At 67.7% G+C, this 22,603-nt stretch carries 23 protein-coding genes; 9 read left to right on the plus strand and 14 right to left on the minus strand.

Features of this window, described 5'->3' with window-relative positions; genetic code table 11:
• Positions 1–53: 53 nt before the first annotated feature.
• Positions 54–593 carry a DUF5753 domain-containing protein gene (locus K7711_RS47490; RefSeq protein WP_235747094.1) on the plus strand — a complete coding sequence of 180 codons (540 nt, stop codon included), beginning with the start codon at positions 54–56 and terminating at the stop codon, positions 591–593.
• 232 nt (positions 594–825) lie between these two features.
• On the opposite strand, the gene K7711_RS10890 is transcribed toward K7711_RS47490, so the two are convergent.
• The 5 genes from K7711_RS10890 to K7711_RS10910 all read right to left on the minus strand — a co-directional run bounded on the left by K7711_RS10890 (position 826) and on the right by K7711_RS10910 (position 4,139).
• The gene (locus tag K7711_RS10890) at positions 826–1,851 is read right to left on the minus strand and encodes an alpha/beta hydrolase family protein (RefSeq protein ID WP_222967813.1); all 1,026 of its coding nucleotides are present in this window, start codon (positions 1,849–1,851) and stop codon (positions 826–828) included.
• Between the two features lie 13 nt (positions 1,852–1,864).
• Complete coding sequence (locus K7711_RS10895) at positions 1,865–2,215, minus strand: hypothetical protein (RefSeq protein WP_222967821.1); 351 nt, start codon at positions 2,213–2,215, stop codon at positions 1,865–1,867.
• A 29-nt stretch (positions 2,216–2,244) separates the two neighbouring features.
• Positions 2,245–2,745, minus strand: coding sequence for a TetR/AcrR family transcriptional regulator (locus tag K7711_RS10900; protein WP_235747003.1), 501 nt, complete (start codon positions 2,743–2,745; stop codon positions 2,245–2,247).
• 360 nt (positions 2,746–3,105) lie between these two features.
• Positions 3,106–3,567 carry a VOC family protein gene (locus K7711_RS10905; protein WP_222967826.1) on the minus strand — a complete coding sequence of 154 codons (462 nt, stop codon included), beginning with the start codon at positions 3,565–3,567 and terminating at the stop codon, positions 3,106–3,108.
• Entirely contained in the window at positions 3,564–4,139 is a 576-nt protein-coding gene (locus K7711_RS10910; RefSeq protein WP_222967828.1) for a DinB family protein, read from the minus strand. Before K7711_RS10910 ends, K7711_RS10905 begins: the two co-directional genes overlap by 4 nt.
• Before the next feature lie 61 nt (positions 4,140–4,200).
• Here K7711_RS10910 and K7711_RS10915 point away from each other — a divergent pair, with 61 nt between their 5' ends.
• Positions 4,201–5,178 (plus strand): helix-turn-helix transcriptional regulator, encoded by a 978-nt coding sequence (locus K7711_RS10915; protein ID WP_222967838.1) that lies wholly within the window; start codon positions 4,201–4,203, stop codon positions 5,176–5,178.
• 10 nt (positions 5,179–5,188) lie between these two features.
• On the opposite strand, the gene K7711_RS10920 is transcribed toward K7711_RS10915, so the two are convergent.
• The 5 genes from K7711_RS10920 to K7711_RS10940 form a co-directional block, all read right to left on the minus strand.
• On the minus strand, positions 5,189–6,511 hold the full coding sequence (locus K7711_RS10920) for a DUF1003 domain-containing protein (RefSeq protein WP_222967840.1): 1,323 nt from the start codon (positions 6,509–6,511) through the stop codon (positions 5,189–5,191).
• 107 nt (positions 6,512–6,618) lie between these two features.
• Complete coding sequence (locus K7711_RS10925) at positions 6,619–8,004, minus strand: LLM class flavin-dependent oxidoreductase (protein ID WP_222967842.1); 1,386 nt, start codon at positions 8,002–8,004, stop codon at positions 6,619–6,621.
• A complete protein-coding gene (locus K7711_RS10930) occupies positions 8,001–9,248 on the minus strand; it encodes an MFS transporter (protein ID WP_222969272.1) in 1,248 nt (415 codons plus the stop codon). The genes K7711_RS10925 and K7711_RS10930 overlap by 4 nt, the downstream gene beginning before the upstream one ends.
• Positions 9,249–9,429: 181 nt before the next feature.
• The gene (locus K7711_RS10935; protein ID WP_040832168.1) at positions 9,430–9,717 is read right to left on the minus strand and encodes a hypothetical protein; all 288 of its coding nucleotides are present in this window, start codon (positions 9,715–9,717) and stop codon (positions 9,430–9,432) included.
• A 160-nt stretch (positions 9,718–9,877) separates the two neighbouring features.
• Positions 9,878–10,978, minus strand: a complete 1,101-nt coding sequence (locus tag K7711_RS10940; RefSeq protein ID WP_222967844.1) for a zinc-binding dehydrogenase — start codon at positions 10,976–10,978, stop codon at positions 9,878–9,880.
• A 54-nt stretch (positions 10,979–11,032) separates the two neighbouring features.
• On the opposite strand from K7711_RS10940, the gene K7711_RS10945 reads away from it, so the two are divergent.
• Positions 11,033–11,812, plus strand: coding sequence for an AraC family transcriptional regulator (locus K7711_RS10945; protein WP_222967852.1), 780 nt, complete (start codon positions 11,033–11,035; stop codon positions 11,810–11,812).
• 170 nt (positions 11,813–11,982) lie between these two features.
• Positions 11,983–12,414: a GlcG/HbpS family heme-binding protein gene (locus K7711_RS10950; RefSeq protein WP_222967854.1), complete on the plus strand. Its 432-nt coding sequence runs from the start codon at positions 11,983–11,985 to the stop codon at positions 12,412–12,414.
• Position 12,415: 1 nt separating this feature from the next.
• Here K7711_RS10950 and K7711_RS10955 read toward each other — a convergent pair whose 3' ends face one another.
• Positions 12,416–13,108, minus strand: coding sequence for a type 1 glutamine amidotransferase domain-containing protein (locus K7711_RS10955; protein WP_222967856.1), 693 nt, complete (start codon positions 13,106–13,108; stop codon positions 12,416–12,418).
• Between the two features lie 555 nt (positions 13,109–13,663).
• On the opposite strand from K7711_RS10955, the gene K7711_RS10960 reads away from it, so the two are divergent.
• Together K7711_RS10960 and K7711_RS10965 are read left to right on the plus strand one after the other, a co-directional pair.
• Positions 13,664–15,568 (plus strand): FUSC family protein, encoded by a 1,905-nt coding sequence (locus K7711_RS10960; protein WP_222967865.1) that lies wholly within the window; start codon positions 13,664–13,666, stop codon positions 15,566–15,568.
• 57 nt (positions 15,569–15,625) lie between these two features.
• Positions 15,626–16,519, plus strand: a complete 894-nt coding sequence (locus K7711_RS10965) for a TIGR03621 family F420-dependent LLM class oxidoreductase (RefSeq protein WP_308014631.1) — start codon at positions 15,626–15,628, stop codon at positions 16,517–16,519.
• A gap of 31 nt (positions 16,520–16,550) precedes the next feature.
• Here the strand turns inward: K7711_RS10965 and K7711_RS10970 are convergent, their stop codons facing one another.
• The gene (locus K7711_RS10970; RefSeq protein ID WP_222967867.1) at positions 16,551–16,760 is read right to left on the minus strand and encodes a hypothetical protein; all 210 of its coding nucleotides are present in this window, start codon (positions 16,758–16,760) and stop codon (positions 16,551–16,553) included.
• A 46-nt stretch (positions 16,761–16,806) separates the two neighbouring features.
• Entirely contained in the window at positions 16,807–17,616 is an 810-nt protein-coding gene (locus K7711_RS10975; protein WP_222967869.1) for a LysR family transcriptional regulator, read from the minus strand.
• 67 nt (positions 17,617–17,683) lie between these two features.
• Here K7711_RS10975 and K7711_RS10980 point away from each other — a divergent pair, with 67 nt between their 5' ends.
• The 3 genes from K7711_RS10980 to K7711_RS10990 all read left to right on the plus strand — a co-directional run bounded on the left by K7711_RS10980 (position 17,684) and on the right by K7711_RS10990 (position 20,450).
• Entirely contained in the window at positions 17,684–18,580 is an 897-nt protein-coding gene (locus tag K7711_RS10980) for an NAD(P)H-binding protein (RefSeq protein WP_222967871.1), read from the plus strand.
• Positions 18,577–19,269: an SDR family NAD(P)-dependent oxidoreductase gene (locus K7711_RS10985; protein WP_222967873.1), complete on the plus strand. Its 693-nt coding sequence runs from the start codon at positions 18,577–18,579 to the stop codon at positions 19,267–19,269. Before K7711_RS10980 ends, K7711_RS10985 begins: the two co-directional genes overlap by 4 nt.
• A 302-nt stretch (positions 19,270–19,571) precedes the next feature.
• Entirely contained in the window at positions 19,572–20,450 is an 879-nt protein-coding gene (locus K7711_RS10990) for a TIGR03619 family F420-dependent LLM class oxidoreductase (protein WP_308014699.1), read from the plus strand.
• Between the two features lie 377 nt (positions 20,451–20,827).
• Here K7711_RS10990 and K7711_RS10995 read toward each other — a convergent pair whose 3' ends face one another.
• Complete coding sequence (locus K7711_RS10995; protein ID WP_222967875.1) at positions 20,828–22,504, minus strand: thiamine pyrophosphate-binding protein; 1,677 nt, start codon at positions 22,502–22,504, stop codon at positions 20,828–20,830.
• Positions 22,505–22,603 lie beyond the last annotated feature (99 nt).

Below are 22,603 nucleotides of genomic sequence, written 5' to 3' on the forward strand. Positions count from 1 at the left end.
CATACCTCGAATGGAGGCGTGTCCTCAACGCGGGGACCAGGCGACGACAGCACATGTCGGTACAACTCGCTGAGACTACAAGGCTTATGCGGGTTTATCAGCCAACGCTGATACCCGGAATCTTGCAGACAGCGGAGTATGCACAAGAAATTCTTAAACGTTCAATCGAGCGCCATCGGATACCCGACGACTTGGAAGCCGGTGTAGCCAAGCGTTTGGGGCGGCAACAACTCTTGTACCGAGGAGATCGCCGGTTTCATATTATCGTGGCAGAGCAAGCGTTATACACCACTGTTGGCGGTAATGGCGTCATGCTAGGGCAGTTGGATCGGTTGCTTGCTGCTATCGGATTACCGCGCGTAAGATTCGGTGTTGTCCCGGCTACCGCTGAATTGCCGATGCAGATTACTAACTTTGTCATGTTCGATGACAAAAAGGTGATGGTGGAGACGCCAGCGGCGGAGTTGACCGTTACGCAGCCGAGAGAGATCACGGTGTACGGTCAGACGTTTGACACTCTCGCCGGACAGTCGGTGACCGGCGAGGCAGCAAGAGAGCTTATCCGCAAGGCGCTGAACACCCGGACATGCTAGTTTCTCGAGTCGTAAATTCGTTGGCGTTCTAGACTGGGTGGGTGCCGCCGAAGGCGTCTAACGTTGTCCGATACAGAACGTCCAGCCCGGGCAGTGAACTCGGCGGGGTGGGTTTGGTATGCGGTGTGCCTGCCCGGAAACATGCCGCGAAACGTCCCGGTCTCCTGCGCGAGGGCCTCGATGGTTGCGTGGTACGCCTCGCACGGGCTCGGGGTTTCGTCCTCGGTCTACGTCAGTGCCCCGCGAACTGGTGCAGGGCGTCGAGCACGGCCGGGGCGGGGGTATTCGGGTGGTCGGCGTCGTGTAGCAGGTGGTCCACTCCGGGCAGTGGCACCCGGCCCGGGCCGCCGACGTCCGCACGGCGTAGGGCGGCGGTCAGGGCGTCCGTTGTGGCGCAAGGGACTTGGGTGTCGTTCGTGCCACAGGTCAGCAGTACTCTGGTCGCCGGCCGCAGAGTGGCAGCGGTGTCCGGTGGGTAGATGGCGTCGTCGCTGTCCACGAACCGGCTGCTCGGTCCTTGGAAGGTCTGGAAGAGTTGGGCGACCGCAGGCGGCAGGTTGGTGGTGTCGACCGGTCGGTGCTCGCGTAGGGCGGTGATGGCGGCGTCGATCGCCGCGTCGATCGCGCTCTGCTGCTCCAAGGAAATCTGACCCTGCCGGGCCGCCGCGGCGATCTGGGCGTGCAGTTGCAGCGCGACCAGGTCCAATAGGCGGATCGCCTGCGGTTGCAACAGTGCCAGGCCGGTCGGGCGCGGGTCGACGGTGCCGCCGAGCAGCAGGGCGGTCATCGCGCCTTCGCTGTGCCCCAGGACCATCAGCGCATGCGGATCGGTCTCCGGCTGATCGCGCAACGACTCGTAGGCGGCCGCTGCCTGACGGACGAACGCCGGGTAGTCGAGTGTTTCCGGGTGGTCGTGGTAGGCGCCGAGCCCGGTGCGGCCGGTGCCGTATTTGTCGAACCGCAGTGTGGCGACCCGGCCGCCGTCCAGCGCGTCGGCCACCTGCGCCAGGGTGTTCGGGGACATGCGTGGTTGGTTGCCGTCGCGGTCGGTGGGTCCACTGCCGGGCAGCAGCAGTGCGGCGCGCAGCCGTTGCCCGGCACGGTGCGCGGGAAGATGCAGGGTGCCGTACGTCGTCGTCCCGTCGACGGTGAAGACGACTTCGCGGTCGGCGGCGGGCACGAGGCCGGGCGTCGCCTCGACCGGGGCCGCGGTCACGACGGCCAGCGGCATCACGACCGCGGCGAGGCGGAAGAACATCGGCTTACCTCTTTCAGCGCAGGGCGTTCTCGACCAGCGCGACGGTCGCGCGCGGGTTGTCGACTTGGACGACCAGGCGCGCGTAGCGCTCGTCGGCAAGTTCGATCACGACGGCCTTCGACGGATCCTTGACGTCCCAGAAGACCTTCTCGCCGTCGAGGTGGAACGTGCCCGCCGCGATCATGCCGGGCACATGGGCACCCGGCGCGCGGATCCCCTTCGGGTCGGCGGCGATGCCGGGATCCGCGGTCGCGCCGCGGACGTTGGCCAGCGGGATGGTCAGGCTGCTCTTGAAGGCCCAGAGCTTGTCGAGACCCTCGATCACGACAACGAGGTCGTCGCCGGCGATGTGGACCAATGCCATGTCTTATTCCTTGTCAGTGGAGAGAATCGTCAGTTGAGAGGATCGAGGCGTTGGGTCAGCGCGGCGCCGACACCGTCGGGGTTGCCCCGCAGGCCGATGCCCAGCGCGGCAGCCGTGAGCCCAGCGGCCAGGGCAGTGGAAATGCCGAGCGCGTCGGCGATCGCCTGGTCGATGGCGGCCAGCGCCGCGGCCACCTCGGCGGCCACCTCCTCGTCGACCGGTGCCCGCTCGACTGCCGCGAGCAGTAGCAGACCGAGGTCGGCCGACGCGATGATCCGCAGCGCGGACGCGGCATCGGTAGCCGCGGCGAGCGCTTCGACCAAGGGACCGACGTCGTCGGCGAGGTGGCGGCGCAGGGCGACCAGGTAGAGGCCACGCTTGCTGCCGAACGTCTTGTACAGGCTGTTGCGGTGCACGCCGAGGTGGGCAACGAGGTCGTCGACGGACACCCCGTCATACGCGCGGCCACCGAACAACCCCACGGCGGCGTGCACCACCTCGTCCTCGTCGAACGCCCTTCTCCTGCCCATGCAACGACGATAAACCTTTGAGGAACGATCAGTCAAGAACAATCGTTCCTCAAAATTCCTCCACCGCCGGAGGGTCTACTCGGCACCGACGTAGACCCCGCCCGGAGACATACTCTCGACGACGAACTCGAAGAAGTCAGCTCATGGGTTTTCTTTGTCGTCGCCGCCTTCCCTGTTGCCAGGCGGCTCGCCTTCTTACGGCGTGCCGGTTTACCGTGCGATCGCTTCGACATGCCTTGCCGCCCAGGTGAACTGGGCGGAGTCGCAGGGGGCGGTCGATCGCTCGGTCGGCCTTCCGGACTACGCGAGTTTCGTTGATCGTGACTTCCTGCCGAGGGCCGGATAGTCAACCGGGGGTTGTCAGTCCAGGCAGAACTCGTTGCCCTCTGGGTCGGCCATGACGATGTGGCCCGCGGACATCGGGGGAGCGGGGTCGTGGAGTTGTTGCCGGGTGGCGCCGAGTGCGACGAGGCGGTCGCATTCGGCTTCCAGGGCCGACATGCGGTCCGGGCCCCGCAGGCCGGGGGCGGCGCGTAGGTCGAGGTGCAGGCGGTTCTTGGTGATCTTGTCCTCGGGCACCTGCTGGAAGAACACGCGTGGGCCGCGGCCGTCGGGATCCTCGAGGGCGGATCTGGTGTTGCGCTGATCCTCCGGGATGCCCAGGCCGGCGAGGAACTCGTCCCAGGCGGCGAGCGGGTCGGCTCCGGCGGCCAGGGTGACACCGGGCGGGCCCGGGTGGATGTAGCCCAGCGCCTCGCGCCAGAAGGTGGACAGTGCGCGCGGGTCGTGTGCGTCGACGGTGATCTGGATTTCGCGGCTCATCGGGTCGCGCCCTCGGTGTGCAGGTAGAGGTCGCGCAGCAGGCAGACCTCGGACATGTGGTGGATGAACTCCCGGTGGATGTGCAGGACCAGGGTGGCCATCGGCTCCTTCGGGAAGGGCTCCTTCTCGCCGACCGGGGTCCACAGGGCATCCTCGTCGAGGCCGCGCACTCCGGTCAGCCAGATATCGAGCTGGGTTTCGAGCTGTTCGAGTGCGGTGGCCGCGTCTCCGGCGTAGTCCCAGGTGTTGTAATCGGTTGCGGGCGTGCCGAAATGCGCCGCGTTGCGCATGGCCAGGACACCGACGATGACGTGTCCCAGCCGCCAGGCGATCGTGGTGAACGGCACGGGATCCGGTTCGGGGTAGGCGAAATCGATGGTGAACTCGCCCGAGCCGCCCTGGATGGCGGCGGTCGAGTGGCCGCGCGGGTGAACGTTCCACGGATCGGGCACCGGGGACCAGAAGTACTCCTGGTCGGTCAGCCCGGCCAGGCGCGGGCGCACCTGGTTCTCCCAGTGGTATTCACACTGCTCGCGCAGTACGCGGTTCCAATCGAGTTGGTCTGTGGTCATGGGCACACCCTGACACGACCTGCGGACAGAAACGGTCCGCAGCCTCTGGCAGTCTGAAGATATGGATACGGTCGATGATGACGGGCGAGGTACCACCGAACGGGTGCTGACCCTGCTCGGGCTGTTGCAGCAGCGTCAGATCTGGACCGGTCCGGAACTGGCCGACCGGCTCGGGGTCACCTCGCGCACGGTGCGGCGTGACGTCGAGCGGCTGCGCACCCTCGGCTACACCGTTCACTCCGGGCACGGTATCGGCGGCGGCTACCGCCTGGGCCCCGGTCCGGATCTGCCGCCGCTGCTGCTCGACGACGAGGAGGCCATCGCCACCGCGGTCGCCCTGCTCGTCGGCGCGGGCGGCGCGATCACCGGCAACGGCGACGCGGGACTGCGGGCGCTGACCAAACTCGACCGGGTGCTGCCCACTCGCCTGCGGCCCGAGGTGGCCGCACTGGCCGGTGCGGTGGAATCCTTCGGCGGAGGCCGCGCGCCGGTCGATCCGCGGGTGCTGATGACCCTGGCCCGCGCGTGCCGGGACGAGGTCGAGGCCGGGTTCGGCTACCCGTCCTCCACCCCGCCGGATCGGCGGCGCGTGGAACCCTATCGCCTGGTCGCCTCGGACCGGCGCTGGTATCTGCTGGCCTACGACCTCGACCGGGACGACTGGCGCAGCTTCCGGGTGGACCGGATGACCGAGGTCGCCGCGCGGACATGGCGTTTCCGGCCGCGCGAGATGCCGCCCGCGGCGTCGTACGTGCAGGAGGGGGTCGCGGTGCGAGCGTATCCGCACCGGGCCCATCTGCTCGTGCGGGCACCGGCCGAGACGGTGCGCACGCAGATCCCCGGACAGGCCGCCGTCGTGCGCCCGCGCGATGATGGAAGCTGCGAAATCCTCAGCGGCGCGGACGATCTGGACCTGGTCCTGCTGCACGTTCTGTTGCTCGGGCACGAGTTCACCGTGCTCGACCCGCCCGAACTCGCACAGCGCTGCCGCGCTCTCGCGGACCGGCTCGTGGCCGCCGGTGCGACGACGGAATCCTGAGCCGCCCTGGTCATCCCGCGGCAGGCGCGGCGCGCAACACCTGAAAACCCGCCTGCTCCACCACGATCGGAATACGCCGGGCCGCGCGCAGATGCTGAAGCTGCGCGGCGTCGGGCAATTCCTCCCAGGGCAGCGGCAGCGCATCGTCCCGGTCGTGCCATTCGGACAGATTCGTGAATCGCGCGGTGATCCGGTCCTGCATCCAGTGGCCGTATTCGAGTTCGGCGAGTCTGCGCACCTCGGCGTCGTCGAGTTGTGCCGCCAACTCTTGGTCGAAGGCCGGCACCATGAAACAGCCGATCGCGGCGAGGTTCTCGCCGATGCGGCGGGCCTGCAATCGGCTCGCCGCACGCTTGCGGTCGGCCAGCTCCGCCCACGGGCGCAGCACATCGGCCTCGGCCGGGACCCGGCCGGTGGTCATGGCCTCGTGCACCCGGGCCTGATGTGCCACGCGTTCGCTCGTATCGTGCATCGCCTGTGCCAGCCGCTCGGTGACCTGACCGGTGACGTATCCGGTGAGACTGTCGATCACCCGGTCCTGCGCGATGAACCGCTGCTTCATCCGGCGGCATTCGTGCAGTACCGCCTGCGCGTCCAGGAAGGTCTGCTCGGAGCGGCGATCTCCGGTGCGGCCCAGCACATCCTGGCCGACCATGATCACGATCATGAACACCAGCTGGGCCAGCGAGGACAGAAACGTCATGAACAGGAACGGATATCGGTCGAACCGCTGAACCCCGGTCTGCGCCAGCACGATCCACAGGATCTGCGTTCCGGCCGCCAGATAGAACGCCCAGACGCTGCCCAGCCGGGTGGTCAGCCACGCCGCGATCCGGTCGTTGAGGGTGACCGCCTGATCGGCGGCCTGCGGCGGATCCTGCACCCGGTGCTGTTCGATCCACGGATGCGGACTCGACTCGAGCAGGCTCAGCCCGCGACTCAACTCCCGATCCTGCCGGTCCAGATGCGCCTGCAGATCCACGACCTGCTGGAACACCATCTCCGTGTTCTCGTAGGTCTGCACCGAGCGGCGGTCCGCCGCGGCGCTCAGGACTCGCTGGCCCACCAGGATGACCAGGCACAGCACGAGTTGCGCGACGTTGTTCAGGAACAGCAGGAACGGGAACGGATACGGATCGGCCCGGTGCAGCGGAGGCCACCAGGTCGCGAGTGCGGCGTACACGGTGAACGCCACCAGCACCAGGTACAGGGTGGGCATCGAGCCCACCGAACGGGTCACCGCGGCCGCCACGGCATCGTTCACGCCGATCCGTTCGTCGGCCATCAGCACAGGGGATCGCTGCTGGTCGGTCATGGGGTCGGCGCTGTTCAACAGTTCAGTCTCCTCGGATGCGAAACCGGATCGGCTATGCGACAACGGTATATCCCCGCAGCGGGAGGGGTCCGAACTGCTCGGCGATCGCGAGTCGATATCGCGGATCAGGCGGATGTCGGTGACGTGGGGTGAACGTGACGGTAGGTCGCGCCCGGATGGTCCGGTGCGAGATGCGATCCCGCGCCGCCGAGTCGTTCGCGCAGAGTGCCGGGTTCGGGGTGGGCGGGGACTCGGCCACGGCGGCGCAGTTCGGGGACCACGAGACGGCCGAAATCGGCGAAGGTGCCCGGAGTGGTGACGTACGCGATGTTGAAGCCGTCCACGTCGGCCTCGGCGATCCAGCGTTCCAGCTCGTCGGCGACTTCGCGCGGGTCGCCGACCAGGAGCGGCCCGCGACCGCCCAGCCCGATCTCCTCGGCGAGTTGGCGCGGGGTCCAGGTGCGGTCCGGGTCGGCGGTGGTGAAGGAGGACAGGGCGGATCGGTTGGCGTCGGTATCGGTGTAGCGCAACGGTTCGTCGGGATCGAGTTGGGCCAGATCCACCCCGGTCCAGCCGCCGAACAGGGCGAACGCGCCGTTCGTGCTCACCAGTTTCCGGTACTCGGCGAGTTTCGCCGCGGCCCGCTCGTGCGTCTCGGCGACGATCGGTGTCACCATGGTGAAGACCTTGATCGAGCGCGGATCGCGGCCGAATTCGGCTGCGGCGGCACGCAATGCGCGCACCGGTCCGCGCACGACCTGCGGGGTCGGACCCGAGACGAACACCGCCTCGGCATGTGCGGCGGCGAACCGCACACCGCGCGGCGAGGCTCCCGCCTGGAACAGCACGGGCGTGCGCTGCGCGGACGGCTCACACAGGAACGGGCCCGGCACGGTGAAATACCGTCCGCTGTGGTCGATGTCGTGCACCTTCGACGGATCGACGAACACCCCGCGCTCGCGATCGCGCACGACCGCATCGGATTCCCACGACCCCTCCCACAGCTTGTAGCAGACCTCGAGATACTCCTCGGCGATCTCGTAGCGCTGATCGTGCGGAATCTGCGTGCCGAGCCCGAGATTGCGTGCGGCACTGTCCAGATAGGAGGTCACGATATTCCAGGCCACCCGGCCGCCGGTCAGATGGTCCAGCGTCGAGAGCCTGCGCGCGAGTGCGTACGGCTGCTCGTAGGTGAGCGAGAGGGTGACGCCGAAACCCAGTGTGCGCGTCACCGCGGCCATGGCCGAGATCGCCAGGCTCGGATCGTTGACCGGGAACTGCGCCGCATCGGTGACCGCCGCGTCCCGGGATCCGCCGTAGACGTCGTACACGCCCAGGATGTCGGCCAGGAACAACGCGTCGAAACCGCCGTCCTCCAGGGTCCGGGCCAGTTCGGTCCAATAGCTCAGTTCGCGATAGCGATGGCCCTGATCGTCGGGGTGCCGCCACAGGCCCGCCGATTGATGTCCGACACAGGCCATGTCGAACGCGTTGAGATGGATCCGACTCATACGTGCTCCCCGAGATCATCGCGGTAGGTGTCCCGCGCGACGCGCGCCGAGACGAACGTGATCGCCGCCAGCACAGCGAAATACACCACGATCAGCCACGGCCGCCCGCCGCCGACGGACAGCAGCGCGGCCGCGATGAGCGGCGCGAACCCGCCCGAGAGCACCGCGCCGATCTGATATCCCAGTGATGCGCCGCTGTAGCGCACGCGGACGTCGAACAGTTCGGCGAACCACGCGGCCTGCGGACCGTACATGGAATCGTGCACGATGTTGACCCCCACCACGATCGCCAGTACCACCGCGATCGCCGATCCGGTCGCGGCGGCCACGAAGAACAACACCAGCGCGAGCACTCCCGCCACCGCGCCGAACAGATACAGCGGGCGACGGCCCACCCGATCCGACAGCAGCGCCCATCCGGGGGTGCTCAGGAAACCCAGCGCCGAGGAGATCAGCACCGCGATCAGACCGACCTGACTGCCCTTGCCGAAGACGGTGTCCAGGTAGGTCAGCGAGTAGGTGGTCAGCAGCACGAACAACGCGATCTGGGACAGTCGAAGTCCCGTGGTGAGCAGCACATTTCGTGGCTGGGTGCGCAACACCTCGACGATCGGGAGTCTGGCCTGCGCGCCTTCGCGGCGCAGACGTTCGAACACCTCGGCGTCGGTGAGGCGCAATCGCACCAGCAGACCGATCACCACCAGGATGATGCTGAGCAGGAACGGGATTCGCCAGCCGTAATCGAGGAACGCCCGCGACCCCAGCGCGATCCGGGTCCCGGCGAAAACGCCGGTGGCCAGCAGCATTCCGGCCGGTGAACCGAGCTGGGTGAAACTGCCGAACAGCCCGCGCCGACCGGGCGGGGCGTGCTCGACCGAAAGCAGCGCCGCGCCACCCCATTCCGCGCCGACGGCCAGACCCTGGATCAGCCGCAACGCCGCCAGGAGCGCCGGGGCGGCAACACCCGCCTGCGCATAGGTCGGCAGTACACCGATCGCGGCGGTGGCCACTCCCATCAGCAGCAACGCGCCGACCAGAACGCTCTTGCGCCCCAGTCGATCCCCGAGATGCCCGGAGATGATCGCGCCGATCGGCCGGGCCCCGAATCCGGCCGCGTACGTGGCGAACGAGGCCAGCGTGCCCGCCGTGGACGAGACGTTCGGGAAGAACAGCGGTTTGAACACCAGCGCGGACGCGGTGGCGTACAGGTAGAAGTCGTACCACTCGATGGTGGTGCCGATCATGCTGCCCACGGCGACCGTGCGGGCCCGGACACCGGTACCGCCCGGCGTCCGGTCGAGAGTAATCACAGTCCGGCAGGCTAGGCCGGTCCACCGAGGTGCGTAAGGTTTGCCATCGGCGTGATCCGAACCGTGGTGGCGTTGTCGTTCACCGCCGTCGCGACCGGACGGCGATCGGCTGCGGCTATGTCCCGATGACGGCGTTCATGATCGTCCCCGCGCTGGTCGCGACGAGTCCGCCGATCATGGCTCCCGCCACCATCTTCGGTGACTGCGAGCCGCCGCCGGTCCACTTCTCCCAGGCGAAATGGCCTCCGGCGTAGACGATTGCGAGGATCCCGGACATGATGACGAACCAGGTGAAGTACCGCACGAGCTTCATCAATTTGTCCGCCGCGGGCGGTGTCTCGGGGGTGGGGTTGCCGACCTGTGCGAGAACGGCTTCGTGAAGGTGAAGGGCCACGAGAATCATGACGAGGCTCTTTTCGCAATCGTGGAGCTTGCCCGATAACTGTCGTGAGAATCTTAGTGGCAGAGCGGGATTGAATGCCACCTGATCGAACGACGTTGCCCTGCAACGCCGGTAGTGGCAGCGCAAGGGCCGCAGCGGTGGGTGGTTCGGCAGCGAATGTTCAGTACCGCTCTGCCGCACCGGGACCTACCATGCGCGCGGACTCCTTCGGTAGCCGGTCCGCGGCCCAGGGCAGCAGCACTACTTTGCCGACGGCCTCGTTGTACTCCATGTATCGGTGGGTCGCGGCGATCTCGTCGAGACCCACCACACGGTCGATGGCGGGGCGGTAGGCCCCCGACTCCACCTGGTGAATGACCCGTTGCAGAACGTCTCTGCCCGCACGGCCTCGAAAGTCGTTGCTGTGAAAGGCGGTGAGCTTGGTGCCGGACGGGATCATCGCGATCGGTTCGAAATCGTGGAGCGTCCAGCCGCTCAACGAGCCTGCCACGCACACCGTCCCGCCGCGGCGCACCAGACGCAGCGAGTCCACCGCGGTCGCGGCGCCCACCAGATCCAGTACGTGATCGGGGCCGTCGGGCCAGACCGCGTGCACGGCGTCGGCGAGCGATGCGCCCTCATCGACCAGGGCGTGCTGGACGCCCGCCGCGACGAGTGCGTCGATTCGGTCCCGTCGCCGGGTCGTGGCCGCGATCCGGGCGCCGTAACCGGCGGCGATCGACACCGCGGCCAGCCCGACCGAGGAGGTTCCGCCGCGGATCAGCAACCGGCTTCCGGTGCCCGGCGTGAGCCCGGCCGCGTCGAGTGCGCCCTGCGCGGTGAGGTAGGTCTCGGGCAGGGCGGCCAGGACGTCCCAGGGCAGCGTCGTGTCGACCGGCATCAGCAGCGCATCGGGCAGCAGCGCGTATTGTGCGTAGCCGCCGTCGAATTCGCGTCCCATCTCACCCATCACCGCCGCGACGGTCGTCCCCTCGGGCAGCGCCGGATCGGTCGAGGCCGCCACGGTGCCCACGCATTCGATGCCCAGCACACGCGGGAAGGTGACACTCGGGGAGTGGCCCTGACGGGTTCTGAGCTCGGACCGGTTCAGGCCCGCGCCCCGCACCCGGACCAGCGTCCAGCCCGGACGGATCGACGGAATCGGCAGGTCGTGGATCTCGAGTACGTCCGGGCCTCCCGCGCCGACGCAGACCGCCGCCTGCATCGTGGTTGTGTTCGCGGGTTCCGGGTGGGTGGTGTTCGTTCGGAGGTTGTCGTGCATAGGCCCACTGTCGTGCAGTGACGGTATGGCCGCCCACCGATAGAATGCCAGGCTGTGCCCATAGCCCGCCAACCTTCCCGAACGGGTGTCACATCGCGGTTGTGGCCCTCCGGCGGGGTGCATCTGTGGCCGACCGGGGCAACGAGCTCGCAGCATTCCCATCGTCGCGGACATCTGGTGTACGCGGCCCGCGGCGTGCTGTCGGTGCGCTCCGAACGTGGCACATCGATCGTTCCGGCCAACCGAATCGCCTGGACCCCAGCCGGATTCACGCATCGGCACCGGGCGCACGGGGACACCGACATGCGGATCGTGTTCCTGTCGCCGTCCCTGGCGCGGCTCCTGCCCGAGCGTCCCGTCGTCTTCACCGCGTCCGGTCTGGCTCGTGAGGTCGTGCTGAGTCTGACCGGTCCTCGCGAGTACGACCGCGCCGCGCGCACCCGGCTGCATCGAGTGCTGGTCGACGAACTGCGCGAGGCCCGCGAACAACCGCTGCAACTGCCCGAGCCGCTGGACGACAGATTGCGTGCCGTCGCCCGGCTGCTGTACGAAACACCCTCGGACAACAGGTCATTGGCCGAACTCGGCCGCACCGTCGGCGCCGGAGCCCGGACGCTCAGCCGGCTGTTCCGCAACGAGCTCGGCATGAGCTTCTACGAGTGGCGCACCCAGGTGCGCATTCATCACGCCCTGGTCCTGCTCGCCCACGGCCACGACATCACCCACGTGGCCCACGCGTGCGGATGGGCCAACCCCAGCGGCTTCATCGCGGCCTTCACCGGGATCGTCGGTACCACCCCAGGCCGCTACCGAACCGGCGGGACCACCGAGTGATCGGGCGGCTCGCGCCGTTGCCCGTCTCGCGTGCGGCGACGTCCGCCTCGGCCCGCGATCCGCGTGAGGGTCGAGTCCCGGATCGGTGAGGCAGAGCCGCCGGAGCGAATATCGTTGCCCTGCACCGCAGGTAGGGACGGCCCCGCAGACCGCCGGTGTACTTTTGCGTCGTGTCGAATACTCCACGCCTTCCCGGGCTCACGCTGGCCGAGGCCGACCATCTGGTGAACACCGCGCTGGCGGTCGGCGTCGAACGAGGCTTCCCGCCGCTCGCGGTCGCCGTCCTGGACCTCACCGGTGAGGTCGTCGTCCTGCGGCGCGGTGACGGAGGCATGCCGATGACCAGCCGGATCGCGGTGGCCAAGGCGCGCACCGCGTTGCTGTCCCTGCGGTCCTCCGGCCGGATCGACCTGCCCGGCAGCATCGTCGACAGCATCCAGCACCTCTACGGCGGCGACTTCGTCCCGTGGGCGGGCGGCGTCCTGATCACCGACGGCGACGTGGTGCTGGGCGCCGCGGGCGCGTCCGGCGCGCACGCCCTCGAGGACGAGGAGGCCGTGCAGACGGCGGTGCAGCGCTGGCAAGAGGACCGCCAGCGCTGAATCAGCCCAGGGCAGTGAGTATTTCGTCCGCGAGCGGCTGCGCCGAGGCCGGATTCTGTCCGGTGTACAGGTTCCGGTCCACCTCGATGTGCGGGGCCCACGGCGCGCCGTCGCGGAAATCGACACCCAGCGCGACCAGGCGATCCTGAAGCAGCCACACGGCCTTGTCGGCGAATCCGGCCTGACTCTCCTCGACATTGGTGAATCCGGTGAGCCGATAACCGACGAACGGAGAACCCGCCGCCGACTCGGTGGCCAGCAGCGCCGCCGGAGCATGGCACACCACGCCCAAGGGTCTACCCGAGGCGAGCATCTCGTTGAGCACACGCGCGGAATCGGCGTTCACCGCCAGATCCTGCATCGGACCGTGCCCACCCGGGTAGAAGACCGCGTCGTAATCGGACGTCCGCACAGTCGCCAGATCGACCGGATTCCGCAGTTCCTTCGCGGCCTCGAGCGCGGCCGCGACCTCGGCGGCCCCCTCGGCCCCGCCATTGAACTCCGGCGCCAGACTGCCAGCGTCGGCCACCGGTTCGACCGCTCCCGGCGTGGCGACGGTGATCTCGTGCCCCGCCCCGGTGAACGCCCGATACGGTGCGACGAACTCCTCGGCCCAATACCCGGTCGGATGCGCGGTCCCGTCGGCCAGCGTCCAATAGTCGACGCCGGTCATCACGAACAGGATCTTTGCCATCGGAGCTCCTCTCGCGGACGCACCCCGTGCCGACGACCCGACACCGCGCGCCCGGAACGTCGGTCTGCGGACAGCTCCACGCTAGTGCGGCACAGGCCCGGCCGAGCAACGGGAACGGCAATCGAACACACGGGCGAGCCCGAACGGGCGGACGAGCGACTCTTCGAAATTCCTGGGCACTGGATCCGACCGCCGGACACTTCGCGCTGCTGGACGAGTACTGACGAAGGCTGCGCGAGTTCGTCACCAGGCAACTGTTGGACCATGCGCGAGCTGAAGCAGCTCGGCGCGCACGGTGCCTGCGAAGCGCGACTGTGCGTCCGGGCCGACAGTCGGCGAGCAGCGCCGTTCGTCCGCAAATTCATTGCTGCCGTGCCGATCTCGCGTATTCGTCCGGCAACTGTGTCCGCGATATGGCGATGCCGCGCGCCGCCGACCGCATCGTTGTGCTGATCGGTTGCTGGGATGCGGGTCGTTCTCGCCGAAAACCGGGGTGAGGTTGGTTATCGTTGCGATGCTGTGCGGTTTCCGGTTCCCGAGGGCGAGGATGCAGGTATGGACAGGCAGTGGGCCTCGCGTCGGGCGATCGCGGATCTCGCGCCCGGCTGGCTGGTCGAGGTGGTGCGGCCGGCGCCCGCGACGCCGCCCTGGGGCCGGATGACGTTGTGCCTGATCGCGGTGGTGACGCCGTTGGCGGTCGCGGTTGCCGCGGGTCGGCTGATCGACGGGACGTTGCCCGCGATGGGTGCGCTCACCGCGGTGGCGGCCGATCAGGGCGGCTCGTATCGGGCGCGGTCGCTGCGGTTCGTGGTGGTGGCGGTGGCCGGTGCGGCCGGATTCCTCGCGGGCGGCTACATCCGCGGGCTGGGCTGGTGGACGGTGCTGGCCATCACGGCATTGTCGCTGGTGGCCGCGCTGTTGAGCGGGGCAGGCGGTACCGGTTCGGTCGCCGGGCTGAACCTGCTGGTCACCTCCGTGGTGGCGACCGGGATGCCGCTGGCCGGCGCGCCGTGGCACAACGCCGCGATGTTCGTCGCCGGAGCCTGCTGGACGATTCTGCTGGTCCTGCTGATCTGGCCGATGCATCCGACGCTCCCCGAACGCGAAGGCGTGGCCGCGACCTATCGCGCGCTGGCGGATTTCCTGCGCACCCCGAACGCCGACACTGCCGCGAGCTTCGGCCAGGCGCGGCGCACCGCCTACGAAGCCATCCTCGCCGCGCGCTCGTGGTCGCCGGGTTCCCAGCGTGAACGCACCAGACTCGTTGCGCTGCTGAATCAGTCGAGTGTGGTGCGCGATGCGGGCGTGGCACTGGATCTGGAGAGTATCGACGCGGCCCCGAAATCGGCGCGGTATGCCGAGCAGATCGCCGCGGCGGTTCTCGGTGAGCCGCACACCGCCACACCGATGCCCGATGCGCAGAGCGCGGCGACTCCGGCGCGGCGTGCGCTGCGTTCGGCGCTGGCCGGTGCGATGGAACTGGTCGACGGCGACTATCTGAGTGAACAGGTGCAGTCCTCGACCGGTGCGCGACCGCGGCGGCCGGTGCGCGCGGTGCTGGCGGAGATGTGGACCGGTCGCCTGCTGCGTTTGTTCGCGCTGCGGCTGTCGGTGTGCATGGCGGTTGCGGGCGCGGTGAGCGAGCTGTTCCCGCTGCAACGGTCGTACTGGGTGATGTTGACCGTGGCAGTGGTGCTCAAGCCCGACTTCGGGTCGGTGTTCGCGCGTGCGCTGCAACGCGGGCTGGGCACCATCGTCGGCGCGGTGATCGGCGCCGCGCTGCTGGCCATCGCCTCGGACGGGCCGTGGCTGCTGATTCCGATCGCGCTGCTGGCCTTCGCGATGCCGTACGGCAAACGCCGGAACTGGGGACTGTTCTCGACGTTCCAGACGCCGCTGGTGATCCTGTTCATCGATCTGCCCGCGCACATCGGCTGGGAATTGGCCGAGATCCGGCTGCTGGACGCGGTCGTCGGCTGCGCGATCGTGCTGATCCTGGGATATCTGCCGTGGCCCGGCAGCTGGCAGGCCCCGGTGCGGCCCCGGCTGGCCGACGCGCTCGACGCGATCGCCGAATACTTCGGCGGCGCTTTCGGTTCCGAGGAGGCGAATCTGCCGCAGCTGCGCCGCGCGGCCTACGACCGCCTCGGGGATCTGCGCACCTCGTTCCAGCGCGCGATCGCCGAACCCGCGGCGGTGAGTCGTCGCATGCTGGCTTGGTGGCCCGCGGTCATCGCCGCGGAACGAGCCTTGGATGTCGCGACCGCGACGGTCGCACGCACCGCACACGGTGCACCGGCACCGGCTGCGGCGGGATTGGCCGAGACCGTGCACGCGATGGCCGAGGACATCCGGACCGGCCGGCCCATCCCGGAGGTGCCCGAGCCGCCCGACGAACAGAGCCGTCCGCTGAGTGATGCGGTTCGCGGCGTGCGATACGCGTTGTCCGGGGAACACTGACCCCTGGCGAAAGTAATCGGATGCCCTCGCCCTCGCCTGCGACTACGGTGGGCAGACGTGGACGATAATCGAAATGACCTGACACCGCGGCCTTTTCGTTTCGCGGTCGGAATAACCTCCACCGGCCCGCGCAGTGAGTGGCAGGACCGGGCCCGCCAGGCCGAAGATCTGGGCTTCGACGTGGTCCAGGTCGCCGACCATCTCGGCATGGTCTCCCCGTTCCCGGCGCTGATCACCATGGCCGAGGCAACCAGCCGGGTGCGGGTCGGCACGATGGTGCTCAACTCCGGCTTCTACCGCCCCGCCCTGCTGGCCCGGGACGTGGCGAGTATGGGCCTGCTCACCGACGGACGGTTCGACTTCGGCATCGGGGCCGGACCGGATTTCGCCAAGCCCGAATTCGAGGTTGCCGGACTGCCTTTCCCGGGCGGGCGGCAGCGGATCGAGAACCTGGCCGAGTCCCTCGGCGAGATCCGCAAGCTGTTCGCGAACGATCATCAGCCGCCGCTGCCGCACCCGATTCCGGTGCTCGTGGCCGGTGCCGGTGACCGGTTGATCCGAGTGGCCGCCGAGTACGCCGATACGGTCGCGATGGCCGGGGTGCCTGTCGGTGCGGACCTCGATTCCGACGCAGCGGGAGTCGCCGCGCTCGCCCGGCGTGTGGAGTTCGTTCGTGAGGCTGCCGGGGAGCGTTTCGCCGATCTCGAACTGGGCCTGACCGTCCAGGCGATCGAGGTGGAAGGCCACGAGTCCGATCTGGGCATGGTGCGCAGGTTCAATCCGGGGCTGACCGAGGAGCAGTACCGCTATCTGCCCGGCGTCCTGCACGGCACCGCGCGCGATATCGCCGACACCCTGCGGCACTACCGCGACGAGTACTCGATCACCCACTATTCGGTGTCCGAGTCCCGAATGAGCGGCCTGGCCGAGGTGATCGCCGAACTGCGCTGAGCCGCACGCCGAATCGTCGGCAGGGGAGCGGCTAGACGAGTTCGACCTCGTCGAAACCGACCGTCATACGGTGCCGCCGCTCCCGTAGCACCCCGCCTTCGCGGTGCGCGAGACCCTCGCCGAATTCGAGGCGAAGCGTCGCGCGGCGGGCATCCACCTCGTGCACGACACCGCAGATGCCGATGAACGGCCCCGCCGGGAAATAGACGACATCACCCGGTCCGTAATCGCTGAACCCCACGCCGCCACAGTAATACGGACCGGTGACAGATTCGGGTTGCGGCTGATCAGCTCGCCCGGAGCGTCGCGGCGGCGATGTCGAGGAATTCGCGGACCGGTTTCTCGCGGCGGTCCGCGGGAGCGACCAGACATGTCTGGACGGGCGGGACATCGGTGAGCGGCCGGTGCACCAGGTCGGCGCGCGAGTAGGCCTGCGCGACGCTCGACGGGACGATGGCGATGCCGTGCCCGGCGGCGATGAGCTCGAACTTCTGCTCGAGCGAGGCGGTGCGGCGGGTCGTGGCGTCGAGCATGTGTTCGCCGTCGAGATCCGCGCGGGTGAGTTCGCCGTGCGCGGCGAGCGGGTGCGTCGCGGGCATGCAGGCGACGCGCGATTCGTGCCCGATGGGTATGGTGCGCAATCCCGAATCGTCGAACGGTCGTCGTAGATAACCGACCTGGGCGCGGCCGTCCCGCAGTGGCGTGTCGGGCTCCCACCAGCGCACCGGGATCAGGTCGGTCTCGACGTCCGGATGACGCGCGGTGAACGCCCGAATCGCCTCGGACACATGGAGTCCGGGGGAGAAGGCCACCACGAGCCGCTGCACGCCGCGGTCGATGTCGTGCACCCGCCGCACCGCGGCGTCGACGGCCGCGAGCAGCCCCTGCGCTTCCTGATAGAGCTGCTCTCCGGCCGGGGTCAGCGCGACACTGCGGGTGGTGCGTTCGAGCAGTGTGCACGAGAGTTCCTGTTCGAATGCCCTGATCTGGCGACTGAGCACCGGTTGGGCGATGTACAGCCGCTCGGCCGCCCGGCCGAAGTGCCGCTGCTCGGCCACCGCGACGAAATAGCGGAGCTTGCGCAGATCGAAATCCATGCCTTCAGGGTATCAATTGTCGGCAAGGGTATTGGACCGTTCGCGTGCGGATACCGAGACTCGAAGCATGATCGTCATCACCACTCCCACCGGAAAAATCGGCAGTCGCGTTCTGGAAATCGTTGTCGCCCAGCAAGATACGAGCGGCGAGAAAGTTCGCGTGATCGTGCGCGATCCGGGAAGGCTGCCCGAGGAGATCCGCGATCGCATCGAGGTCGTCACCGGTTCGCACGGTGATCGCGAGGTGCTGGACCGTGCCTTCGCCGGGGCGGATGCGGTGTTCTGGCTGGCTCCCTCGAATTCGCCGGCGCCGAGTCTCGAGGCCATGTACACCGGGTTCACCCGGCCCGCCGCTGAAGCGTTCGTGACACACGGAGTCGGACACGTCGTCACCGTCTCGGCGCTCGGGCGCGGTACCGCCGTTGCGGGCCGGGCCGGGCACGTGACCGCGTCGCTGGCCATGGGCGACCTGATCGCGGGCGCCGGTGTGGCGCACCGCGCGCTGGCGAACCCGGCCTTCATGGACAACCTACTGCGGCAAGTGAATTCGATCCGGGATCGGGGCGTGTTCACCGATACCGTCGACCCGGACCACCGGCTGCCCACCGTCGCCACCCGCGATATCGGCGCGGTCGGCGCGCGCCTGCTACTCGATCGCTCCTGGACCGGAACGGGGGAGGTGCCGGTGCTCGGCCCGGCGGACCTGTCGCCGAATGATATGGCGCACACCATGTCCGACGTTCTGGGCCGCCCGATCCGCTACGAACGGCAGAGCTTCGAGCAGCTCCGGGACTCGCTGACCGGACATGGGCTCCCGGAACCGATCGTGCAGGGCTACCTCGACATGATGCGCGCGGTGAACGACGGCCTCAACGAGGGCGTGCCCCGGACTCCGGAGAATACGACCCCGACCAGCTTCCGGGAATGGTGCGATTCGGTGCTGGCGCCGGCGGTGCGGGCATGAGCGAGGACCGCACGGCGCTCATCGTCGGCGCGTCACGCAGTCTGGGCCTGGCGCTGGCCGCGGAGTATGCGCGGCGCGGCTGGAACGTCATCGGCACGGTCCGTGGCCAGGAGCGCACCGGACTGCACCAGCTGGCCGAGGAATCCGCCGGGCGAGTCACCGTCGAGACGCTGGATATCACCGAGCCGCAACAGATTTCGGGACTACGCGAACGCCTCGCCGGTCGCACTCTCGATCTGCTGTTCGTCAACGCTGCCGTGACCCGCGGGAACATCCCGATCGGCGAGGTGCCCGAGGAGATGTTCGTCGAGGTGATGCTCACCAACGCGCTGAGCCCGATGCGCGTGATCGAATCCCTGCGTGCACTGGTCGCGCCGAGCGGCACCATCGGCGTCATGTCCTCGCGCCAGGGCAGCATCGCGCTGAACATCAACGGCGGCCAGGACGTCTACCGGGCCAGCAAATCCGCCTTGAACCAGCTGATGCGCAGTTACGCCGTCCGCTACGCCGATGCCGCACACACTCTGGCGCTGATGTGCCCCGGCCATGTGCGCACCGGGCTCGGCGGCCCGCACGCCCCGCTGAGCATCGACGAGTCCATCCCGGGGGTGGTCGACACTCTGGAACGTCATCGCGGTGAGGGTGGATTGCGGTTCGTGAACTATCGGGACGAGGCCGTGGCGTGGTAGACGCTCGGCGAATGCTGCTGGGCCACAAGGGGTAGCGCGGACGTATCGGGAACGGGTTCGCGCGTGGCCACGGTTCGCAGTGATGCTGTCTCGAATCGGCGGCCATGGGAGCTTGTGGGCTGGCGTTTTCGACAGGGTGCAGGGCGGCGCCGGTCGTGCCGCTCCGTGGTCCCGCTGACCGGACTGTCTGGTCACGGCACGCGCGTACGGCGGTAGCGTGTGCCGCGCGGGATGCCCGCGCGGGCGGAACTGATCGCCCTGCGCGGTTCACGACGGGTGATCGGACGGGAGACGGTGTGACGGTGCGGATGGGGATCAGTACTCCGGTGGTGCTGGATATCCCGGGGCGTTCGGCCGCGTGGGAGCAGACGGCCGGGATCGAGGAGATCGCACGTATCGCCGAGACGGGTGATCGGCTGGGGTTCGATCATCTCACCTGCAGTGAGCATGTTGCGCTGGGTGAGCATTCCGCGTCGACGATGCTGAAAGGCGGACGCGGAACACGGTATTGGGATCCGCTGGCCACGTTGTCGTATGTTGCCGCCCGGACGACGCGGATTCGCTTGTGCACCAGCGTGATCGTGCTCGGATACCATCACCCGCTGGCCCTGGCCAAACGATATGGAACCCTGGATCGCATCAGCGGCGGGCGCGTCGTGCTGGGTGTCGGAGTGGGCACAGCGCGTGAGGAATTCGAGCTGCTGGGCGCGTCGTTCACCGATCGTGGTCGTCGTGCGGACGAGTCGATCGCGGCATTGCGCGCCGCTCTCGGGCAGCGGATGCCCGAGTTCGAGGGAAAATACTTCCAGTTCGCCGATCTGGTGGTCGATCCGTACGCCATGCAGGATCGTATGCCGATCTGGGTGGGCGGTGTCAGCGATGCCGCGCTACGACGGGCCGCCCGGCTCGGCGACGGCTGGATTCCCGCGGCCGTCACCCCTGCTCAACTGCGCGACAGACTGCGCGAATACGAGCCAGCCGCACAGGAATTCGACGTGGTGGTCGGCACCGCCCAGGAGCTCGACCCGAGTTCCTCGCCGCAGCAGGCCGAAGACATGATCGGCGAACTCGATGCGGCCGGAGCCACCATCGTTCAGCCTCGCCTGCGGCATCGCTCACTGACGGAATATCTCGAGCAACTGGAGGCGCTGTCCCGGCTCGAATGCTTCACGCGCGCCTAGACCGTGTCTCATGTCGTTGATTTCGCGAGTTTCTTGTAGCAGGCCAGAGTCGCAGCGAGGGTGAGGAGGCCTCGCCGCGGTCGACCGGACTCGACCCGGTCGGCGGTCCCCTTTTTTCGCTCGCACCGACGCCGCGTCGATCACCGCACGCGACCGGTCGATCAAGCCTTTGCCGCCGAGTTCATCCAGCACAGCACGGTGTAATCGCCGCCAGAGCCCGGCCTGGGTCCATGCGCTGAACCGGTCCGCGAGCAGACCGGATGTGCTCGCGAGCGCGGCGCCGTGTGCCCAATGCGTCAGAGTCGGGACGGTCTCAGTTTTCGGGCGAGTGGGAATAGTGTTCGTCATCGGCAAACTGCCTTCTATTGTGGTCGTGATCAAGCGATGTCGTACATCCCGCTCGAGCCCGAGGAATCCCACGAAGGGATGGATAGCGCAGACATCTCGCTGCGTACATCCAGGACGACGGGCTGCCGCGCTTCAACGGCCCACGTAAGCGCTTCTCCTATGTCGTCCGGGTTCTCGACACGACGGCCCAAGCACCCAAATGCCTCCGCCACGGCGACGAAGTCCGCCGAAACGAGCTTCCAATTCTTCTCGTACTCTTCCTTGCCCTCCCAGAGTGGTTGCTCTTGGCTGTAGGAGGAGTTGTTGTTGACGACAACGACGACGTTTATCCCGTATCGCACCGCGGTTTCCAGCTCACTGAGGTGGTAATACATGCCACCATCGCCCGTAAAACAGATGACGGTGCGGTCGGGGGCGGCGCACTTCGCGCCGATGGACGCCGGAAAGGCCCAGCCCAGTGAGCCATGAGCTCGAATAAAGGTCTGCTCATCGTGAGTTGCGTGTACGTTTTGCGCAAGCCAAGCGCCAGTGTGACCGGTATCACCGACCAGGATTGCGTCCGCGGGAAGCGCGTTCGAGATCTCTCGGGCGAGCCGTTGCGGCAGAAGCGGAATCGCTTCCGACCCTTCGGTCGCGCTGATCCGAGTGCTCCACGCTACCTTGAGCTCTTCCGTTCGCGCCAGCCAGCTCCGCCGGTCGACGACTCCCTCCACAACCGCGAGCAGTTGGCGCAGTACCGTCCTGGCGTCACCGCAGAGGGCCAGCGTATCCGGATAATTCCGCCCAATGTTCTGCGGATCGATGTCGAGGTGGATGACGCGGCTCTCGATGGGAGGCACCGACCAGGAACGCGTGATCATGCCGCCGGTCTGGCTGCCAACGTAAAAGACGAGGTCTGCCTCGCAAACGGCTCGGTTCGCCGCTTCCGAAGAGTACTCGCCAACGATGCCGAGGTAGAGAGGATCGCGTTCGGGGTAGGTTCCTTTGGCATTGAGCCCCAGAGCTACCGGCATCTGCAACCGTTGAGCCAGCGCGACAACCTCTGCGCGAGCGCCCGACGATTTCGCACCACCGCCCACCACCATTACCGGGCGAACCGCAGCAGACAGAGCGGCCCCAGCAGAGGCCACCGAGTCCTGCTCGGCCGCCGGACGCATGGATGGATAGCGCGAGTAATCTTTCAGCGCGGCGGGATCCGCCCGAACGTTGCCCGCGAGGGCGACCTCACCGCCGATGCCACTCAGCTCCAAGTGCACCGGCTGTGGAGCACCGGTGGTTGCGGCTCGAAATGCGCTCACGAGCAGATCGGGGAGACGCTCGGGACCCCACACATTAACGTTGAATTTAGTTACCGAGTCATACACCAGGCGGTCGTCAATCTCTTGGTACTGGAGCCGGTACTGCCAATCGGGCCGGGTCCCACCAGTGATAGCGACGACGGGAATCCTCGCCATATAGGCATCCCGCAACCCCGCTGCAAGATTCGTCGCCCCGATTATCTGTGCCCCGCAGACCCCTGGTCGGCCGGAGACCCGGGCGAAGCCGTCAGCCATGTAAGCCGCAGCTTTCTCGCCGTGCGTCATGACCGGTGTCACGCCGAGCCTGGACATTTCCTTCAATGCGCCCGGGATGCTGACGGGTACATGGAAATAGTGAGTGGTGCCAGCCGCCTTCAGTGCCTCTGCAAGGTACCTGTTGGCCGACATTTCTCGAGTGCCCAATGGAATCTACTCTTCTCTCGTAATTGATTTGTCGGACAGGCCGACTGGATAACGCTCAGTCGCGCGTACGGATAGGATTGGAGA

The organism is Nocardia coffeae, assembly GCF_019890715.1.
GTDB lineage: Bacteria > Actinomycetota > Actinomycetes > Mycobacteriales > Mycobacteriaceae > Nocardia > Nocardia jiangxiensis.